This is a genomic window from Pseudomonas sp. Irchel s3b5 (assembly GCF_900187435.1).
Taxonomy (GTDB): domain Bacteria; phylum Pseudomonadota; class Gammaproteobacteria; order Pseudomonadales; family Pseudomonadaceae; genus Aquipseudomonas.
The window spans coordinates 178,145-195,681 of record NZ_FYDY01000007.1; the positions used below are offsets into that span (position 1 = coordinate 178,145).

Sequence of the window (17,537 nt, forward strand, 5' to 3'; positions counted from 1 at the left end):
TTACGATGTTCGCTCTCATGCAAAGCACTCGCCTTGAATCGCTGCACCTGAGCGTCGACCCGGTGACCGGGTTGAAGGCGGTCATTGCCATTCATAACAGCCGACTCGGGCCTGCCCTGGGTGGTTGTCGTTACCTTGCCTATCCCAGCGACGAATCAGCCGTCGAAGACGCCGTGCGCCTGGCCCAGGGCATGAGTTACAAAGCCGCGTTGGCCGGTCTGGCCCAGGGCGGAGGCGTCGCCGTGATCATGCGCCCGGTCCATGTGGAAAGCCGTGCCGCGTTATTCGAATCCTTCGGGCGTTGCATCAATCAACTCGACGGTCGCTACATCACTGCCATCGACAGCGGCACGTCGGTGGCAGACATGGATTGCATCGCCCAACAGACCCCGCACGTCACCAGCACCACCTCGGCAGGTGACCCGGCGCCTCACGCGGCGATGGGCGTGTTCGCCGGTATCCGCAGCACGGCGATGGCCCGACTGGGCAGCGATAATCTGGAAGGGTTGCGCGTGGCGATTCAGGGGTTGGGCAATGTCGGTTATGCATTGGCCGAACAGCTGCATGCGGCCGGGGCTGAACTGTTGGTCAGCGACATCGACCACGGCAAGGTCCAGTTGGCCATGGAACAACTTGGCGCACATCCGATTGCCAACGACGCACTGCTCAGCACCCCGTGCGACATTCTCGCACCGTGTGGGTTGGGCGGCGTGCTCAACAGCAACAGCGTGTCGCAACTGCGCTGCTCGGCGGTGGCGGGTTCGGCGAACAATCAATTGACCCATCTGGAAGTCGCCGACCAACTGGAGCGGCGCGGCATCCTGTATGCGCCGGACTACGTGATCAACTCCGGCGGGTTGATCTATGTGTCGCTCAAGCACCGTGGCGAAGAACTGCCGACCATCACCGCGCACCTGTCGAAAATCAGCTCGCGACTGACCGAAGTCTTCGCCCATGCCCAGGCAGAAAAACGCTCACCGGCCAGGGTGGCGGATGAGTTGGCGGAGAAAGTGTTGTATCGATAGGTGATCAAAAGATCGCAAACTTCGGCAGCGCCTGCGAAAGGCTGCGATCCATTGATTCTGAAAATGAAAAAGGCCCTGAGCCATTCGACTCAGGGCCTATTCAATTCGGATGTCACTTCGCGGCTTTAGGTGCCTTTGCGGGTTTGACCGCTGGCGCTTCGGCTTCGGCTGATTCAACAGACTCAACCACCGGGGCCACCTCAACCGGTGCCGTCAGCAACTCGGACAATGCGTCCGGCTGGCTCTTGAACGCCTTGGCGAACACATCGCGATTCTTCGCCATGTAGATCCCGGCTTCTTCCACTTGCTGCTCGGTCAGGGACGGAACGGCTTTGTGCAGTACCTCTGCCAGCAATTCAGCCAGTTCGAGCATTTTGTCATGACGGTCAGCTTCGGCTTTATCCATGAACAAGCGCTCCAGATCTCGGCTGCTGCGGTATACCACTTCGACGGCCATTTACCACCTCACATGCCTTCACATTAGTTGTCTGATTCGACTACTGTATTTATATACAGCGAAAAGGATAAGCGAAACCCTGCGCTTTGGGTAGTGGCTTTTTAATGTAGTTCGGATTCAGAATTTGTCAGGTGGACCAGCCGCTGCCCAGCAGAGGTGCGACCAAACGCCACGGCGCGCATTTCCGAGTGGCTAGCCATCATGGGCTGGCCTTCTTTCTGCATGCAGAAAACCGTCACGTCCAACCCGCATCATCCGGTCGAGCCGACCTAAGGAAGCATCATCGTGAAAATCAACTGGGCCGAAAGGCTGCGGCAGAACGTGCATGAACTGGCCGAGTCCCTGGGCAATCTGTTCGTCGAAACCTTTCACTACCTGGCGCTGTTCGCCATTGGGGCCGTGACTGCATGGGCGGCGGTGATGGAGTTCCTGGGAATGCTCGAACAGGGGCACATCAAGATCGATGACATCTTGCTGCTGTTCATCTATCTGGAACTGGGAGCGATGGTCGGGATTTATTTCAAGACCAACCACATGCCCGTGCGCTTCCTGATCTACGTGGCGATTACCGCACTGACGCGGTTGTTGATTTCGAATGTCTCGCACCACAACCCACCCGACCTCGGCATCATTTACCTGTGCGGCGGGATTCTGTTGCTGGCGTTTTCGATTCTGGTGGTGCGTTATGCGTCGTCGCAATTTCCATCGGTGAAAATTGAAAACCCGCACCGCAAGATTGGCGCGGGTTCCAGTGAACATTCCGAGGTCGAGAAAGGCGAACTTTAAAGGCCCAGGGTCGGGCGGTGCCGGCCGTTGCCTCGAGGTGGCGGCAGGTTCCGGGTGTCGCCGCCGGTCATGGCATCCAGGATGGTCATGGCGCTGTGGCCCTGTTCGATGGCGATACCAAACTGAATGCTTTGCACCAGGCGTTTGAGGCGTTGGGGGTCGTTGCGTTGTTCGGTGCTGATCAGCCGTTTGGCCACTATGCGACCGCTGTTGGAAAGGGTCAGCATGATGCTGCCGTCCAGGCCCTGAATGCTCAGGTTGATCTGGTAATCCGGTGCAAAGGCATCGGTAATGAGTTGAAAAGGGTTGTCCATGATGCGTCACCGCCTGATTGAACGTGCAGTTGTTGACCGGCCGTAATCCGGTTGGTTCGCAACGTCAGACCACCGGCCATATCACCATCATTGTTCCAACAGGGTTGTAGCAAGAGACATGCCCAAGGCAGGCGGAGCGAGCGTGCTCGCGATGGTCGTCAACGATAACGCTGTTAGCCAGGCACGCCGCCGCGGCCTCAGGTTCATCGCGAGCAAGCTCGCGCCTACCAGTCATCACTTGCCTGCCCGTTTCAGGGCAAAAAGCGCAGGTGTGCAACCAAACCGGTCAGCATTCCACCCAATTCACCGCCAGTCCGCCTCGCGAAGTTTCCTTGTACTTGTCGTGCATGTCGGCACCGGTGTCGCGCATGGTACGGATCACCCGATCCAGGGAAATGAAATGTTTACCATCGCCGCGCAGGGCCATTTGTGTGGCGTTGATCGCTTTGACGGCAGCAATCGCGTTGCGCTCGATGCATGGCACCTGCACCAGGCCGCCGACCGGGTCGCAGGTCAGGCCGAGGTTGTGTTCCAGGCCAATTTCGGCGGCGTTTTCCAGTTGCTCCGGCGTGGCGCCAAGCACCTCCGCGAGACCGGCGGCAGCCATGGCGCAAGCAGAACCCACTTCGCCCTGACAGCCGACTTCGGCACCGGAGATCGACGCATTTTTCTTGCAGAGGATGCCAACGGCTGCCGCACCCAAAAAGAAGGCGACGACGTCATCGTCCGAGGCGTCGGGATTGAACTTCATGTAGTAGTGCAGCACCGCAGGAATGATCCCTGCCGCACCGTTGGTCGGCGCCGTGACCATGCGCCCGCCGGCGGCGTTTTCCTCGTTCACGGCGAGGGCGAACAGGTTCACCCATTCCATCGCGGACAAGGTGGACGTGATGACATTCGGCTTGCCGATTTCCAATAGGCTGCGGTGCAGTTTCGCGGCGCGACGGGGAACATTCAGACCGCCCGGCAGGATGCCCTCATGACGTAGCCCTTGCTCGACGCACTCGCGCATCACCGACCAGATGTGCAGCAGTCCCTGGCGGATTTGCGCATCGCTACGCCACGCCCGTTCGTTGGCCATCATCAATTCGCCAACGCGCAGGCCGTGCTGGTTACAGAGCTTGAGCAATTCGGCGGCGCTGGAGAAATCGTAAGGCAGCACCACATCGCTCGACGGTGCGATACCCGACTCGGCTTCCGCCGCTTCGATGATGAAACCGCCACCCACCGAGTAATACGTTTGCTCGAACAGTTCACCGGTTTCGCCGAAGGCTGTCAGGGACATCGCGTTGGGGTGGTAGGGCAGGCTCTCGTCGAGCAGTAGGAGATCGCGTTGCCAGTCGAAGGCAATGTTCGCTTTGCCGGCCAGCAGCAGCTGACCGGTTTCGCGCAGGGTGTGAATGCGTGGATCAATGGTGGTGGGGTCGATGCTGTCGGGCCACTCGCCCATCAGGCCCATCACGCAGGCGCGGTCGGTGGCATGGCCGACACCGGTGGCCGATAAAGAGCCATACAGTCGGATCTCCACTCGCCGCACGTCGGCGGTAAAACCCTGATCGACCAGGGCTTGGGCGAACGTTGCAGCCGCCCGCATCGGACCGACGGTATGGGAGCTGGACGGCCCGATGCCGACTTTGAAGAGATCGAAAACACTGATAGCCATGCTAAAGCCTATACAAAGCAATGGAGGAGGAATCGCTGCCATTTTTGTAGGACAAGCGCAATGTGGGTGATACTGCCTGCCAAGGTCCTACGTGACCAACGAAAATTCCTAAGATATCCTTTAGCAGGACTAAACGATGAGCCGCCAATTACACGCCCAGACTTATGTCTGGCTGAACGTGTTCGCCTGTGCCGCGCGACACCTGTCGTTTACCCGGTGCGCCGAAGAACTGCACATCACACCCGGGGCGGTCAGTCAGCAGATTCGCCAACTCGAAGAGCGTCTCGGGTTCCGCCTGTTTCACCGGCGCGCCCGTGGCGTGGAACTGAGTGCGCAGGGGCAACGACTGGCCATCACCGTCAACGAGGCCTACGGCAGCATCGATGCGGAGTTGCGACGACTGGACGCGGGTATGATCAGCGGGATTCTGCGGGTGCGTTCGATTCCATCCTTTCTGAGCAAATGGCTGACCCCGCGCTTGCCACGTTTGCAGCAGCGTTTTCCGGACATTCAATTGCGTCTGGTGGCCGAGGACAGCAGCGTGCCGTTGCACGAAGGGGATTTCGACCTGGCCATCGACTTGAACGACGGCAGTTACCCCGGATTGTTATCCACAGCCTTGCTCGATGAGCAGATTTTCCCGGTGTGCGCGCCGAGCCTGCTGCGGGGGCGCCCGCCATTGCATGGTCCGGCGGACTTGATTCATTTCCCCTTGTTGCACGACATCACCGCCTGGCGCGGCAGCTACGAATATGCGGAATGGGAGTTTTACTTAAATGCCATCGGGTTCGAAGGGGCCGATGTGCGACGCGGCCACACCTTCAATCGCAATCACCTGACGATCGAAGCGGCCATTGCCGGGATGGGCGTGGCGATTGCCCGACGAACTCTGCTCAACGATGAGTTGGAGCGCGGGGCGTTGATCGTACCGTTTGGTCTGGCAGTGCCCAATCACAAACGCTACATGTTGCTGTACGCGCCGGGTGCGCTGAGCCATCCGGGTGTGCGCGCGGTGCACGATTGGTTGGTGGAGGAGGCAGGGATTTTCCGAAACTTGCACCCGTTGGGGGAGCAGCAAATGTGAGCAATTATTACCTGAGGGCAGGGCGACCCAACTCCCGACCTTACCAGCGCTTTTACCGGTTGTCCGGCTTTTTTTGCGATTAGATATTTATCTTTTATCAGGGGTTGAATTGTTCAGCGTACAGACCGATTGTGTAAGTAAGAGGTCACGGTGATGACGCCCAAGGGCTTAGCTGACCGGCCTCTCGCGAGCTAGCTGAAATAAGGGATGAACTATGCAAATCCAAGTCAATAGCGATAACCATATTCAAGGCAGTAAACGACTGGAGGAGTGGGTACGTACTACCATTGAGAGCACGCTCGAACGCTACGAAGAAGACCTGACACGTGTCGAGGTCCACCTGCGGGACGAGAACGGCGACAAGCCCGGTCCCCACGATATACGCTGCCAACTGGAGGCGCGGCCAAAAGGCCATCAACCAATTTCCGTCACCCATAAAGCCGCCAACCTGGAACTGGCGATAGACGGGGCTGCCGACAAGCTCGAGCATGCACTGGAACACCTGTTCGGCAAATTGCGCGGCAAGCCACGCGCCGCTGTCGTACCGTTCGAGCGCCGCGCTGATGAGCTGCTGGAAGAAGAGTTTCTTGAGAACGAACAGGCAGCGCTTAACGGCTGACACCTGATTCACTTTTACCTTCCCACTAAAAACGGGCCTGCGAATGCAGGCCCGTTTTGGTTTGTGCCCTGTAGTGAGTGAGTTTTTTGTGGCTGCGCTTGTGGAGGTGCTCGTAGACCGCGTTATCGTTCATCGCGAGCAAGCTTGCTCCTACAGGAAAAGCAGTCCAGAGGTGGGGGCACCGGGGGGCTAACGCAAGAACGCCTGCCGATATTCACCGGGTGTCCCGCCGAGCGCCTGGCGAAACCGGTTGGTGAAATGGCTGGCGCTGGAAAACCCACAGGCCAGCGCAATCTCACCCAACGGCTGGGATGTCGAACGCAGCAGCTCCCGCGCCCGGTTCAGACGCCGCGCCAGCACATACTGGTGGGGTGGCAGGCCAAAGCTTTCGCGGAACATCCGCGCAAAGTGGTACTCGGACAGTGCGCAAAGCGCCGCCAGTTGGCCCAGGCTGATGGCGTCGGCCAGGTGGCTGTCGATGAACGCCACCAAGTGCCGACGTTGATGCGCGGCCAGCCCGCCCTTTAGGCGCAAACCCTGACGCACGTTGACCTGACTGAGCAGCGCATGGCTGAGCATTTCATGGGCCAGACTGCTGGTGAGCACGCGTTCACCCGGCTCATCCCAGTTGAGGGCGATCAGCTGTCGAAAGCGCTGGGCTTGCTGTGGGTCTTCGAGAAACGTTTGCTCGCGCAGCTGCAATTCCCGGGGCTCGCGATCAAGCAGAGTGACGCAACCCAAGGCAAATTGTTCGGCACTGAAATACAGGTGTGCCAGGCGAATGTCACCGTTGATTACCCAGCCTGACTGGTGATCGGCCGGCAAGATGCACAATTTGTTCGGGCCACCCATGTTGCCGGGCTGGTCGCGGCGAAAGGTCCCGGTGCCGCCGGCCAGGTAGCAAGACAACGTGTGGTGGCTGGGCGCTTCGTAATCCTGGGCGTCGTGATGATTGCTCCACAAGGCTGCGGACAAGCCGTCACCGAGCTCGGCGCTGTGCTCGAGGCGAGCATTGGGCGAGCGGTTGAGGGCTTGAAAAACTTGTAGGGTATCCAGTGCAGCCATGATCGTTGCTCTCTAACACCTGCATCCAACGCCTTGCATCCTACTCCGTAGCCGTTCGCCTGCCAGCCCGGCGCCGGACAAAACCGCAAGTTTATGCAAGTGCACCGAGGCGAGGCGCAGGACACTGATTCCCTATCGAGGAGCTTTGTCATGAACCTGTCTTTGTATTTGCTGACGGTGCTGATCTGGGGCACCACCTGGATTGCCCTCAAATGGCAACTGGGCGTGGTCGCGATTCCCGTGTCGATCGTTTATCGCTTCGGCCTCGCTGCGCTGGTGTTGTTCGTGATCTTGCTGTTGAGCCGACGGCTGCAAGTGATGAACCGGCGTGGGCATCTGATCTGTCTGGCGCAAGGTGTGTGCCTGTTTTGCATCAATTTCATGTGCTTTCTTACCGCCAGCCAATGGATCCCCAGCGGTCTGGTCGCGGTGGTGTTTTCCACCGCCACGTTGTGGAACGCGCTGAACGCGCGGGTGTTCTTCGGCCAGAAAATCGCACGCAACGTCTTGATGGGCGGTGCGCTGGGGCTGTTCGGGCTTGGTTTGTTGTTCTGGCCTGAACTCGCGGGGCACACTGCCAGCCCGGAAACCTTGCTCGGCCTGGGGCTGGCGTTGTGCGGGACCTTGTGTTTTTCGGCGGGCAACATGCTCTCGAGCCTGCAGCAGAAGGCCGGTCTCAAGCCGCTGACCACCAACGCCTGGGGCATGGCTTACGGTGCAGCCATGCTCTCGGTGTGGTGCCTGGTCAAAGGCATTCCGTTCGACATGGAATGGAATGCACGCTACATCGGTTCGTTGTTGTATCTGGTGATTCCGGGCTCGGTGATCGGGTTCACCGCCTACCTGACGCTGGTTGGGCGCATGGGGCCGGAGCGTGCCGCGTACTGCACCGTTCTGTTCCCGGTAGTGGCGCTCAACGTGTCAGCGTTTGCCGAGGGCTATCAGTGGACTGCGCCGGCATTGGTGGGTCTGTTACTGGTGATGGCGGGCAACGTCCTGGTGTTTCGTAAAGTACGAGTACCGCAGGTGCAGGGAAGCGGCAAACTGGCCTAACGCTGCGAGATCGAGCGCCTCACTACTCAGCGCTCGATCTTGCAAGCGGTAAAGAACAATAGCGGTAATATGAAGTCGACAATGTTTCGCGCCCAATCCTTATAGTTCCAGTCTTTTGATTCATCCATGTTGAACCATTCGATGCCGATCACTTGAAAGCAAATGTAATAAAGAAAGATTGCAATCAGTAATCCAATAATGGCGGGCTTTTTTGATTCGTGAAATGCCTCGTCGCTGGTGTTTATGTTTCTGTAGAGATTAAAAGTTCCGATGATGCAGAGTGTGGTGTAAATGACCTCCAATGTGATGATCAACCAATAAATTCGATGGTGGAGCATCGGCGAGGTAATGGCCCGGTAGCTGTATTTCTCGTTATCGGTAGTGGTGTTCATGCTCAGTATGTGGCCGAGGTATTCGTAATTGGTGGAATAGTCGGTGAAGTTGCTGTGCATCATCAGCAGCCCAAATAGGCTGAAGAAAAGCATCAGGGCGACTTTGCTGATTTTGATGAGTTGGTTGGTGGTGAGTTGATTCAACTTTTAGTTTCTCCATTTAATTCCGGTCAGGTTCGGAAAGTTAAATGGAGTCTATCGCGTGGTGCGTTTGTTTGATGGCGGACTGAATTTCAGAGTGTGTATGGGTTGTTTGTTTGGCGTTGTTTTCAAGTGGCATCATTCTGTTTGTAGTTGGGCAGGTGTTATCAACACCTGCCCCTTTTTACATCAACCTTTCCAGACTTGCGGGTTGACCAGGTCCTGAGGGCGTTCGCCCAGCAAGGCACTGCGCAAGTTGTCCAGGGCGCGATTGGCCATCGCGTCGCGGGTTTCATGGGTGGCTGAACCGATGTGCGGCAACGTTACGGCGTTTTTCAACTGGAAGAGCGGCGACTCCGCCAGGGGTTCCTTCTCGTAGACGTCCAGCCCTGCACCGCGAATCCGATTGTTTTGCAGCGCTTCGATCAGTGCCGGTTCATCGACTACCGGGCCACGGGCGATGTTCACCAGAATGGCGCTGGGCTTCATCAGCGCCAGTTCTCGGTGGCTGATCAAGTGTCTGGTTTTTTCGCTGAGCGGCACCACCAGGCAGACGAAATCAGCTTCGGCCAGCAATTGATCGAGGCTGCGGTACTGTGCACCGAGCTCCTGTTCCAGCTCGGTTTTGCGGCTGTTGCCACTGTAGATGACTGGCATGTTGAACCCCAGTCGACCGCGTCGGGCGATGGCCGCTCCGATATTGCCCATGCCGACGATGCCCAGGGTCTTGCCGTGCACATCGCAACCGAACAGCGGCGCACCGACAGTGGCCTGCCATTGCCCGGCCTTGGTCCAGGCGTCGAGCTCGGCAACGCGGCGGGCGCTGCTCATCAACAGGGCAAACGCCAGGTCGGCGGTACTTTCGGTGAGCACGTCCGGCGTGTTGGTCAACATGATCCCGCGTTCGTTGAAGTAGGCCAGGTCATAGTTGTCGTAGCCCACCGAAACGCTGGAGACGACTTCCAGTTTGGTGGCGTTTTCCAGTTGCGCACGGCCGAGCTTGCGACCCACACCGATCAAGCCGTGGGTATGGGGCAGTGCTTCGTTGAACTGGGCATTGATGTCACCGTTTTTCGGATTCGGCACGATGACGTCGAAGTCTTGTTGCAGACGTTCAACCATTGCAGGAGTGACGCGGCTGAACGCAAGGACAGTCTTTTTCATGGGAGGCAGGCTCGTCGGGGCGGTGAAGAATGCTTAGCAAGCTACAAGTTTCAAGCGGCAGGCTGCAAGTCAAAAAGCCGCTCCCATTGCTTTTAACTTGAAGCCTGCCGCTTGAAGCTTGTCGCTGCCGTTCCGTTTATACTGGCGCCTTTCGCGGCTCGCTCACCGGGCCCGACACTTTATGCATCACCCGGAGCTTTCATGACTTCCCCGAAACAACCGCCGGTCGCCGACGCTTTGAGCGACGAACAGGCAGAGCTGCCAGACAGCGTCGACTCCAGCGCCGACAGCGAAACCCAAGCCGAGATCCCCGCGTTCAAGTTCCCGTTCAAACCGGGTGAGCTGGCGTCCGCCAAGGGTTCCAACCAGCCGTGGTACAAAAACGGCGCCAAGAACGGCCACACCAAAACCCCGGGAATGGCACCGCCGGGGACTCGTCGGTCGATGGGTAAGCGCTAGGCCTTCGACACATGGAACAGCCATTCGCTGCCCCACTCAGGCAACGTTTGCCCAGCCAGGTCGTCGACAATAAACTCGGGCTCTTTTTCCCCGGATTCTGGCGGACACTCCTTCACGGCGGTGTTCAGGGGAATGTGCGAGTTGATTTCCATCGGATAAATGCGCATCCGAGGTCATGAGACGGCGATTCAGCGGAATCAGAGTGGAATCGGCTCCCGGCGGATCGCACGCATGCCAACGCTTTCATACAATCGCCGCGCCTGAAGGTTGTCTTCCCTCACCTTCAGGTCGACAAAACCCTCGCGCCGCTGCTGGAACACCTTGAAGGCCTGCAACAGCAGCGCTCGCCCCAGTCCCCGCCCCTGGAACCGTGGATGCACCACCAGATTCTTGATGTAGGCGCTGGTCCAGCAGTGGCACACGCCCACGACACCTTCGTTGTCCAGGGCGATGAAACACAGCGCCGGGTCATATTCCGGGTCGGTTTCGAATTGCCGTTGCCACATGTCCAATGTCGCCACGCGACCGCCGCCATCGAGATAACCGAGTTCCATCAAACGGTGCACGGCGTCGGCGAGTTCGGGGCGGTATTCAGTCAATTGCAGATCCGCAGGCCAATTGATGGCCGGCACGGCTTCAGTGAGGTCGCGCCGCATTAACCAACAAAAATCTTCAGTCAAGACTCAATAACCCTGCTCGGCGACAGCCTTGGCCGCGGTGATCAGGCACTGGGTCAGTTCTGGTGATGAAAACTTGGTCAGCACCGCGTTTGCTCCCGCCACTCGAGCTTTCTCGGCATTCATCGCGCTGTCCAGCGAGGTGTGCAACAGTACATAAAGGTGGGCGAAATCCGGGGTTTCGCGCAGGGTGCGGGTGAACGCGTAGCCGTCCATCTCCGACATTTCGATGTCCGAGACGATCAGGTTGATCTGCTGGGCAGTGCCTTGCAGGTCCAACAAGCAGTCGATGGCTTCCTTGGCGCTGCGGGCAGTGTTGCATTGCAGACCGAGGTTGCGCAGGGTGTGCACCGATTGTTGCAGGGCGACCTGGCTGTCATCGACCACCAGAATTCGCGCGCTGCCCAGGATTTCGGCGTCTTCCATGCTCAGTTCGGTCGGGGCTGCTTCGATTTGCACTGGGGCGATGCCGTGGATGACTTTTTCGATGTCCAGCACCTGCACCAGCGTGCCATCGACCGAGGTGACGCCAGTGATGTACGCCCGCCCGCCGCCCGAACCGAAGGGCGGTGGGCGGATGTCGGTGGTCAGGCAATGAACGATCTTGCTCACGGCTTGCACGTGCAGGCCCTGCTTGGAGCGGCTGACGTCGGTGACGATCAGGCAGCCGCCGTTCGGGTCTTCCAGCGGCCGCTCGCCGATGGCACGGCTGAGGTCGATCACCGACAGCGACGCACCGCGCAGCGTGGCGATGCCTTTGACGTGGGGATGGGACTCCGGCAGCTTGGTCAGCGGCGGGCAGGGAATGATTTCGCTGACTTTGAGCAGGTTGATCGCCATCAACTTGCCGCTGCGCAAGGTAAACAGCAGAAGCGAAAGTGAATCTGCGCGGGCTTTGGTGGTGGACATAAGAACCTTCTCGGGAAAAAGGTGATGGGCTGTCGCGGGATCGACGACAGCTATTGATGCCGGGTTATCGACTTGTTTGGGGCAGGCTTTAGGGGGAGTGCCTCATCTCGGACCAAACGGTGAAACTTTGTGGCGAGGGAGCTTGCTCCCGCTGGAGGGCGAAGCACTCCCCCCTGCATTCCATCAGGCAGAGCTCGGCGGCAACAAATACGACTGCTGCGCAGCCGAGCGGGAGCAAGCTCCCTCACCACAGAAGTGGCTATCGCCAGATACACTCATTTACTTCATCCCCAACCGCTTGGCCATCCGCCCCAGGTTCGCCCGATCCAAGCCTAGCTCACGGGCCGCACTGGCCCAGTTGTGGTGATGCCGCTCCAGGCAGGCGCCGATCAGTTGGCGTTGGTAACGCTCGGTGGCCTCGCGCAAATCGCCCGTTACGGCATCCATCATGGCAGCGGCGGGTTGTACTTCGGCGGTTTCGGCGCTGGCGTTGGGCAAGTCCAGATCGGCCGCACTCAGGCTGAGGATTTTCGGTCGCTCCTTGCAGCTGCCCAAGGCTTTCAAGGCGCTGCGGCCGATCAGGTGCTCCAGTTCGCGCACGTTGCCGGGCCAGTCATAGGCCAGCAGTGCCGCCTGCGCATCGGCGTTCAGGCGCAGGCTGTTGAGGCCCATGCGCGAGCGGTTCTGCTCCAGGAAGTAGCCGCTGAGCAACAGCACATCACGGCTGCGATCACGCAGGGCCGGGACCAGCAGTGGATAAACGCTGAGGCGATGATAAAAGTCGGCACGGTAGCGGCCGCTGCGCACTTCTTCGGCCAGGTCGCGGTTGGTGGCCGCGATCAGGCGCACGTCGACCTGATGTTCCTTGTCCGAGCCCAGTCGCTGCAATTGACCGCTTTGCAGCACGCGCAGCAATTTGGCCTGGACCGTCAGCGACAACTCGCCGACCTCATCGAGAAACAGCGTGCCGCCATTGGCCAGTTCGAATTTGCCGCGACGGTCATTCATCGCCCCGGTGAAGGCGCCGCGAACATGGCCGAACAACTCGCTCTCCACCAAGGTGTCCGGCAGTGCGGCGCAGTTGAGGCTGATGATCGGCTTGTCGGCGCGGGGCGAGGCGGCGTGAATGGCCTGGGCCACCAGCTCTTTGCCGACCCCGGTTTCGCCGGTAATCAGCACGGTGAGATCGCTGCCGCCGACCAGATTGATTTCCTCCACCAGCCGCTTGTGCGCCTTGCTCTGGCCGATCATCTCGCGAGTCTGCTGACCGCTGGCCTGGCGATAGACCTCGGCGCGCTGGTGCTCGTCCTCCACCCGATTGTTCAATCGCTCGATGCGTTCTGCGGCGTTGACGGTCGCGGCGGCTAGGCTGGCGAAGGCTTGCAGGGCATCCAGTTCGATCGGTTCAAAACGCTCGGGGTCGAGGGCGTCCAGTGTCAGCAAACCCCACGGACGCTCATCGATAAACAGCGGGCAACCCATGCAGTCGTGGACTTCCAGATGATCATCCAGGCCATCGACCAAACCGTCATACGGGTCGGGCAGATCGCTGTCGGCGGCGAAACGGGTCGGTCCCGGGCTGGCAAGCAGCGCTTCGAAACGCGGGTGCTCGCTGACTTTGAAGCGTCGGCCCAGTGTGTCGGTGCTCAAACCGTCAACGGCCAGCGGCACCAGCCATTCGCCATCGAGGCGCAGCAGCGCGGCCGCGTCGCACGGGAGCAGGGCGCGCATCGCTTCGAGCAGGCGTCGATAGCGCTCGCCTTCGGGGAGTTCGCGGGACAGGTCAGAGACCAGTGGCAAGAGTGCGGTCAGCAGGGATTTTGCAGTCATAGTGACTCCATGTAGTCGGTATGACTATAAAGCACGTCGTGTCTAAATGACTATAGAGTTATCAAGCTGTTGATTTATAACGATTTAATAGTTGGCATGGAAACTGATACGTATACAGCAAACAGTCAGTCGTCCTGGAGTCACCTTATGCTGAGCGTTCAAGACCGTGCCATCGTCAAATCCACCGTGCCGTTGCTCGAAAGCGGTGGTGAAGCGCTGATCACTCACTTCTACCGCATGATGCTCTCCGAATACCCGCAAGTCCGCCCGTTGTTCAACCAGGCCCACCAGGCCAGCGGTGATCAGCCACGGGCGCTGGCCAACGGCGTATTGATGTATGCGCGCCACATCGACCAGCTCGACCAGTTGGGCGACCTGGTGGCCAAGATCATCAACAAGCATGTGGCCCTGCAGATTCTGCCGGAACACTACCCGATTGTCGGCAGCTGCCTGTTGCGGGCCATCGCCGAAGTGCTGGGCGAAGAAATCGCCACACCAGAAGTGATTGCGGCGTGGGGCGCGGCCTACGGTCAACTGGCGGACATCCTGATCGGTGCCGAAGCCAGCATCTATGACCAAAAGGAACAAGCACCGGGCGGCTGGCGCGGAGCGCGGGAATTCTTCGTCGCGGCCAAGGTTGAAGAGAGCGCGGAAATCACCTCCTTCTACTTCGAGCCGGCGGACAAAGGCCCGATTCTGGCGGCTGAACCCGGCCAGTACATCGGCATGAAACTGACCCTTGATGGCGAAGAAATCCGTCGCAATTATTCGCTGTCGGCGCTGGCGAACAAGGGCCAGTACCGCATCAGCGTCAAGCGTGAAACGGGTGGTCGTGCCTCCAACTTCCTGCACGATCAGTTGCAAGTCGGTGCGAGCATCCAATTGTTCCCGCCAGCGGGCGATTTCACCTTGAGTGCCAGCGACAAGCCGTTGGTGCTGATCAGTGGCGGTGTCGGCATCACCCCGACCATTGCGATGCTCGAAGCGGCGCTGCAAACCCAGCGGCCGATTCACTTTATCCACTGCGCACGCAACGGCAGTGTCCATGCCTTCCGTGACTGGATCGACGGGCTGGCCGAGCGTCATCCACAACTCAAGCGCTTCTATTGCTACTCCGAGGATGACGGCGTGAGCCCGGCGGCGGACAAGGTCGGGTTGTTGAGTCAGCAGCAGTTGCATGAGTGGCTGCCGCAAGAGCGCGATCTGGATGCCTATTTCCTTGGGCCGAAAGGTTTCATGGCGGCCGTCAAACGCCACCTGAAAGCCTTGGGTGTGCCGGAGAAGCAGAGCCGTTACGAGTTCTTCGGGCCGGCTGCGGCGCTGGAGTAAGTCGGCGGGCGCGGTGATCCAGACTCATCGCGTCGCCTTCATCGCGGGCAAGCCACGCTCCCACAGGGTTTTGTGTCGTTCCCATCTATCAGGACCGACACAAAACTCTGTGGGCGTGGCTTGCCGGCGATTGCATCACCTCGGTCTTGAGCTGAAGAAAGTTGGAAAGTTAATCCCTTCTTAACCGCCTTATCGTTTATTCCCCCGAATCCCCCGGACACGTTCCTGACTCTCAAAGGTCCGGATCAGCGTGTAGACTGGCGGGCATTCGGATATTGAAGGGAAACACGATGAGCGAGGAAACCATGCGGTTGGGCCGTGAACGGCGCTATCTGGTGTTGCTGGGCATCATTTGCCTGGCGCTGATCGGCGGTGCGCTGTACATGCAAATTGTCCTGGGCGAAGCGCCTTGCCCGCTGTGCATCCTGCAACGGTATGCGCTGCTGCTGATCGCAATCTTTGCCTTCATTGGTGCGGCCATGCGTTCGCGTCGCAGCATCACGGTATTTGAGACCCTGGTGGTGATCTGCGCGCTGGCCGGTGTCGGCGTTGCCGGGCATCACGTCTATACCCAGTTCTATCCGGCGGTCAGCTGCGGCATCGATGTGCTGCAACCGATCGTAGATGGCCTGCCGTTGGCGAAGATCTTCCCGTTGGGCTTTCAGGTCGACGGTTTCTGCTCCACGCCGTACCCGCCGATCCTCGGTCTGTCGCTGGCACAGTGGGCGCTGTTCGCCTTCGTGCTGATCGTGGTGTTGGTACCGCTGCTGACCTCGCGAAACCGTAAAGCACTGCGCTAAGGTCTGCTGCTGACGCATTTTTGTCGGACAAAAAAAGCCCCGGCCCTCGATAAAAGGGCCGGGGCTTTTTCGTATGGGCGAACGCATTTCAGGGCTCGAGTGAGAAGACCGTGACAGGCGTCAGTCGAGGGTGCGACACGTGTGCGACACGTTGTCACAGTGCGTGTGTCGCAGGGCATTACAGAGTGCGGGATTAGCGCCTGATTACGTAACGGAATTGGCCGCATTCGGGAATTTCACGATTTAGTCATGTCGATCTGAAACAGCCCGTTTTAACAATGCCTGACGAATTGCCAAAGCCCTTGTGACATAGGGGCTCTGGCGAGGTCGTGGGCGCCGGCAAAGCCTTCCGACCTGTCTGAATCGCGGAAGGTAGACCTACTAATTTTGGTGTTTTTGTTGAGAATGTATTTCGATAAGATGCGCCACTTTTACGAAAATGGTGAATGATTGTTGCCGGTTCGGATAAAAATTATTTCGGGATGAGACATGGTTTATAAAACGTTACATATCTACAATCGCCCGCACTGAATTCCCGGCACTGCTCAATCCTTAACCAGGTGCTGAGCAGGAGAAGTGTCGAGAGAGCTTCACGCGACGCCCAGGTGTCGGTGCCTCCAACTATCCGCACCAAATGGAATTGGTCTGTAACAAGGCCTTTGACCACGAATTCGAATAAGAACTCACCGCTAGCCCAGGATTTGTCGAAACGCGTCTGACGCACGACGGGCAGGCCCTTATTCAATCCAAGAAAAATGCCAACCCTTGGCAGGGTGAAGTGTTGGCGATCAAAACCCAACTGCATTGCGCAAGCTGCTTTAGAGGTCGTGAGATGAGTAAAAACAGGTACCCCAGACTACTAGGCTTATTGCCGCTGATCGGCACGTTGCTGCTGTCAGGCTGCAACATGACCTTGCTCAATCCCAAGGGCCAGGTTGGTCTGGACGAGCGAAACCTGATCATCACCGCAACGCTGCTGATGCTGTTGGTCGTGGTTCCGGTCATCGTCATGACGTTCCTGTTCGCCTGGAAATACCGCGCGTCCAACACCAACGCTACCTACACCCCGAAATGGAACCACTCCACCAAGATCGAGATCGCGGTGTGGGCTGTTCCGGTGCTGATCATCATTGCCCTGGGTTACGTCACCTACAAGTCGACCCACGCCCTTGACCCGTACAAGCCGCTGGAATCCGACGTGAAGCCGGTGACCATCGAAGTGGTCGCGCTGGACTGGAAGTGGCTGTTCATCTACCCGGAACAAGGCATCGCCACGGTCAACAAGATCGTGTTCCCGGCACACACCCCGATCAACTTCAAGATCACTTCCGACGCCGTGATGAACTCGTTCTTCATCCCTGCGCTGGGCGGCCAGATCTACGCGATGGCAGGCATGCAGACCAAGCTGCACCTGATCGCCAACGAAAACGCTGAAATGGACGGTATCTCCGCCAACTACAGCGGCGCCGGTTTCACCGGTATGAAATTCAAGGCGATCGCCACTTCCCAGGAAGAATTCGACGCCTGGGTAAGCGAAGTCAAAAAGGCACCTAAACAGCTTGAACAAGCTGAATACGCAGCCCTTGCCAAGCAGAGCCAGAACAACCCAGTCGAGCTCTACTCCTCGGTGACGCCGAACCTGTTCCAGACCATCGTCGACAAGTACGAAGGCATGAAACCAGGTCCGAAAGTGAAGCACGAGAAGAAAGAGAAGGAAGTGGCCGCTACGGACATGGACTCGCATTCAGCTGCCGGGGCAGAGGAGTAAAC

Annotated in this window: 17 protein-coding genes and 2 pseudogenes; 9 read left to right on the forward strand and 10 right to left on the reverse strand. The window is 58.6% G+C overall.

The features are described 5' to 3' along the window. Nucleotides 1–5: 5 nt before the first annotated feature. Complete coding sequence (locus CKW15_RS10750) at nt 6–1,025, forward strand: Glu/Leu/Phe/Val dehydrogenase dimerization domain-containing protein (RefSeq protein ID WP_095059839.1); 1,020 nt, start codon at nt 6–8, stop codon at nt 1,023–1,025. A gap of 217 nt (nt 1,026–1,242) precedes the next feature. On the opposite strand, the pseudogene CKW15_RS10755 reads toward CKW15_RS10750, so the two are convergent. After that, nucleotides 1,243–1,482, reverse strand: a pseudogene (locus CKW15_RS10755) (YebG family protein); the annotation flags it as partial. Between the two features lie 285 nt (nt 1,483–1,767). On the opposite strand from CKW15_RS10755, the gene CKW15_RS10760 reads away from it, so the two are divergent. Continuing rightward, complete coding sequence (locus tag CKW15_RS10760; protein ID WP_095059837.1) at nt 1,768–2,268, forward strand: phosphate-starvation-inducible protein PsiE; 501 nt, start codon at nt 1,768–1,770, stop codon at nt 2,266–2,268. Here the strand turns inward: CKW15_RS10760 and CKW15_RS10765 are convergent. Together CKW15_RS10765 and CKW15_RS10770 are read right to left on the reverse strand one after the other, a co-directional pair. Further along, on the reverse strand, nt 2,265–2,582 hold the full coding sequence (locus CKW15_RS10765) for a DUF3509 domain-containing protein (protein ID WP_095059836.1): 318 nt from the start codon (nt 2,580–2,582) through the stop codon (nt 2,265–2,267). The genes CKW15_RS10760 and CKW15_RS10765 overlap by 4 nt on opposite strands. A 286-nt stretch (nt 2,583–2,868) precedes the next feature. Then, nucleotides 2,869–4,245, reverse strand: coding sequence for an L-serine ammonia-lyase (locus CKW15_RS10770; RefSeq protein WP_095059835.1), 1,377 nt, complete (start codon nt 4,243–4,245; stop codon nt 2,869–2,871). 136 nt (nt 4,246–4,381) lie between these two features. On the opposite strand from CKW15_RS10770, the gene CKW15_RS10775 reads away from it, so the two are divergent. Next, nucleotides 4,382–5,329 carry a LysR substrate-binding domain-containing protein gene (locus CKW15_RS10775; protein WP_095059834.1) on the forward strand — a complete coding sequence of 316 codons (948 nt, stop codon included), beginning with the start codon at nt 4,382–4,384 and terminating at the stop codon, nt 5,327–5,329. A gap of 214 nt (nt 5,330–5,543) precedes the next feature. After that, nucleotides 5,544–5,948: an HPF/RaiA family ribosome-associated protein gene (locus CKW15_RS10780; protein ID WP_095059833.1), complete on the forward strand. Its 405-nt coding sequence runs from the start codon at nt 5,544–5,546 to the stop codon at nt 5,946–5,948. Nucleotides 5,949–6,137: 189 nt separating this feature from the next. Here CKW15_RS10780 and CKW15_RS10785 read toward each other — a convergent pair whose 3' ends face one another. Beyond that, nucleotides 6,138–7,013: an AraC family transcriptional regulator gene (locus CKW15_RS10785; RefSeq protein WP_095059832.1), complete on the reverse strand. Its 876-nt coding sequence runs from the start codon at nt 7,011–7,013 to the stop codon at nt 6,138–6,140. 150 nt (nt 7,014–7,163) lie between these two features. On the opposite strand from CKW15_RS10785, the gene CKW15_RS10790 reads away from it, so the two are divergent. Next, nucleotides 7,164–8,066 (forward strand): DMT family transporter, encoded by a 903-nt coding sequence (locus tag CKW15_RS10790; protein ID WP_095059831.1) that lies wholly within the window; start codon nt 7,164–7,166, stop codon nt 8,064–8,066. 26 nt (nt 8,067–8,092) lie between these two features. Here the strand turns inward: CKW15_RS10790 and CKW15_RS10795 are convergent, their stop codons facing one another. Both CKW15_RS10795 and CKW15_RS10800 read right to left on the reverse strand, forming a co-directional pair. After that, a complete protein-coding gene (locus CKW15_RS10795; RefSeq protein ID WP_095059830.1) occupies nt 8,093–8,602 on the reverse strand; it encodes a DUF2165 domain-containing protein in 510 nt (169 codons plus the stop codon). A gap of 186 nt (nt 8,603–8,788) precedes the next feature. Then, nucleotides 8,789–9,763, reverse strand: coding sequence for a D-glycerate dehydrogenase (locus CKW15_RS10800; protein ID WP_095059829.1), 975 nt, complete (start codon nt 9,761–9,763; stop codon nt 8,789–8,791). Nucleotides 9,764–9,964: 201 nt separating this feature from the next. Between CKW15_RS10800 and CKW15_RS10805 the strand changes: the two genes are divergently transcribed. After that, nucleotides 9,965–10,222 carry a hypothetical protein gene (locus tag CKW15_RS10805; RefSeq protein ID WP_095059828.1) on the forward strand — a complete coding sequence of 86 codons (258 nt, stop codon included), beginning with the start codon at nt 9,965–9,967 and terminating at the stop codon, nt 10,220–10,222. Between the two features lie 65 nt (nt 10,223–10,287). Here the strand turns inward: CKW15_RS10805 and CKW15_RS10810 are convergent. The 4 genes and pseudogenes from CKW15_RS10810 to norR all read right to left on the reverse strand — a co-directional run. After that, nucleotides 10,288–10,386: pseudogene (locus CKW15_RS10810) on the reverse strand (YkgJ family cysteine cluster protein); the annotation flags it as partial. A 33-nt stretch (nt 10,387–10,419) separates the two neighbouring features. Continuing rightward, complete coding sequence (locus tag CKW15_RS10815) at nt 10,420–10,878, reverse strand: N-acetyltransferase (protein ID WP_095059827.1); 459 nt, start codon at nt 10,876–10,878, stop codon at nt 10,420–10,422. 27 nt (nt 10,879–10,905) lie between these two features. After that, nucleotides 10,906–11,808, reverse strand: coding sequence for a chemotaxis protein (locus CKW15_RS10820; RefSeq protein WP_095152088.1), 903 nt, complete (start codon nt 11,806–11,808; stop codon nt 10,906–10,908). Nucleotides 11,809–12,087: 279 nt separating this feature from the next. Continuing rightward, nucleotides 12,088–13,638, reverse strand: a complete 1,551-nt coding sequence (gene norR / locus CKW15_RS10825) for a nitric oxide reductase transcriptional regulator NorR (RefSeq protein ID WP_095059825.1) — start codon at nt 13,636–13,638, stop codon at nt 12,088–12,090. 147 nt (nt 13,639–13,785) lie between these two features. Between norR and hmpA the strand changes: the two genes are divergently transcribed. From hmpA to cyoA, 3 genes are all read left to right on the forward strand, one after another. Then, nucleotides 13,786–14,967: an NO-inducible flavohemoprotein gene (hmpA, locus tag CKW15_RS10830; RefSeq protein ID WP_095059824.1), complete on the forward strand. Its 1,182-nt coding sequence runs from the start codon at nt 13,786–13,788 to the stop codon at nt 14,965–14,967. 290 nt (nt 14,968–15,257) lie between these two features. After that, entirely contained in the window at nt 15,258–15,767 is a 510-nt protein-coding gene (locus CKW15_RS10835; RefSeq protein ID WP_095059823.1) for a disulfide bond formation protein B, read from the forward strand. An 832-nt stretch (nt 15,768–16,599) separates the two neighbouring features. Then, a complete protein-coding gene (gene cyoA, locus CKW15_RS10845; RefSeq protein ID WP_095059822.1) occupies nt 16,600–17,535 on the forward strand; it encodes a ubiquinol oxidase subunit II in 936 nt (311 codons plus the stop codon). Nucleotides 17,536–17,537 lie beyond the last annotated feature (2 nt).

Coding starts and splice junctions, on each gene's coding strand:
- CKW15_RS10750 (WP_095059839.1), top strand. CDS start 6: ATGTTCGCTCTCATGCAAAGCACTCGCCTTGAATCGCTGCACCTGAGC.
- CKW15_RS10765 (WP_095059836.1), bottom strand. CDS start 2,582: ATGGACAACCCTTTTCAACTCATTACCGATGCCTTTGCACCGGATTAC.
- CKW15_RS10770 (WP_095059835.1), bottom strand. CDS start 4,245: ATGGCTATCAGTGTTTTCGATCTCTTCAAAGTCGGCATCGGGCCGTCC.
- CKW15_RS10775 (WP_095059834.1), top strand. CDS start 4,382: ATGAGCCGCCAATTACACGCCCAGACTTATGTCTGGCTGAACGTGTTC.
- CKW15_RS10780 (WP_095059833.1), top strand. CDS start 5,544: ATGCAAATCCAAGTCAATAGCGATAACCATATTCAAGGCAGTAAACGA.
- CKW15_RS10785 (WP_095059832.1), bottom strand. CDS start 7,013: ATGGCTGCACTGGATACCCTACAAGTTTTTCAAGCCCTCAACCGCTCG.
- CKW15_RS10790 (WP_095059831.1), top strand. CDS start 7,164: ATGAACCTGTCTTTGTATTTGCTGACGGTGCTGATCTGGGGCACCACC.
- CKW15_RS10800 (WP_095059829.1), bottom strand. CDS start 9,763: ATGAAAAAGACTGTCCTTGCGTTCAGCCGCGTCACTCCTGCAATGGTT.
- CKW15_RS10805 (WP_095059828.1), top strand. CDS start 9,965: ATGACTTCCCCGAAACAACCGCCGGTCGCCGACGCTTTGAGCGACGAA.
- CKW15_RS10815 (WP_095059827.1), bottom strand. CDS start 10,878: ATGCGGCGCGACCTCACTGAAGCCGTGCCGGCCATCAATTGGCCTGCG.
- CKW15_RS10820 (WP_095152088.1), bottom strand. CDS start 11,808: ATGTCCACCACCAAAGCCCGCGCAGATTCACTTTCGCTTCTGCTGTTT.
- norR (WP_095059825.1), bottom strand. CDS start 13,638: ATGACTGCAAAATCCCTGCTGACCGCACTCTTGCCACTGGTCTCTGAC.
- hmpA (WP_095059824.1), top strand. CDS start 13,786: ATGCTGAGCGTTCAAGACCGTGCCATCGTCAAATCCACCGTGCCGTTG.
- CKW15_RS10835 (WP_095059823.1), top strand. CDS start 15,258: ATGAGCGAGGAAACCATGCGGTTGGGCCGTGAACGGCGCTATCTGGTG.
- cyoA (WP_095059822.1), top strand. CDS start 16,600: ATGAGTAAAAACAGGTACCCCAGACTACTAGGCTTATTGCCGCTGATC.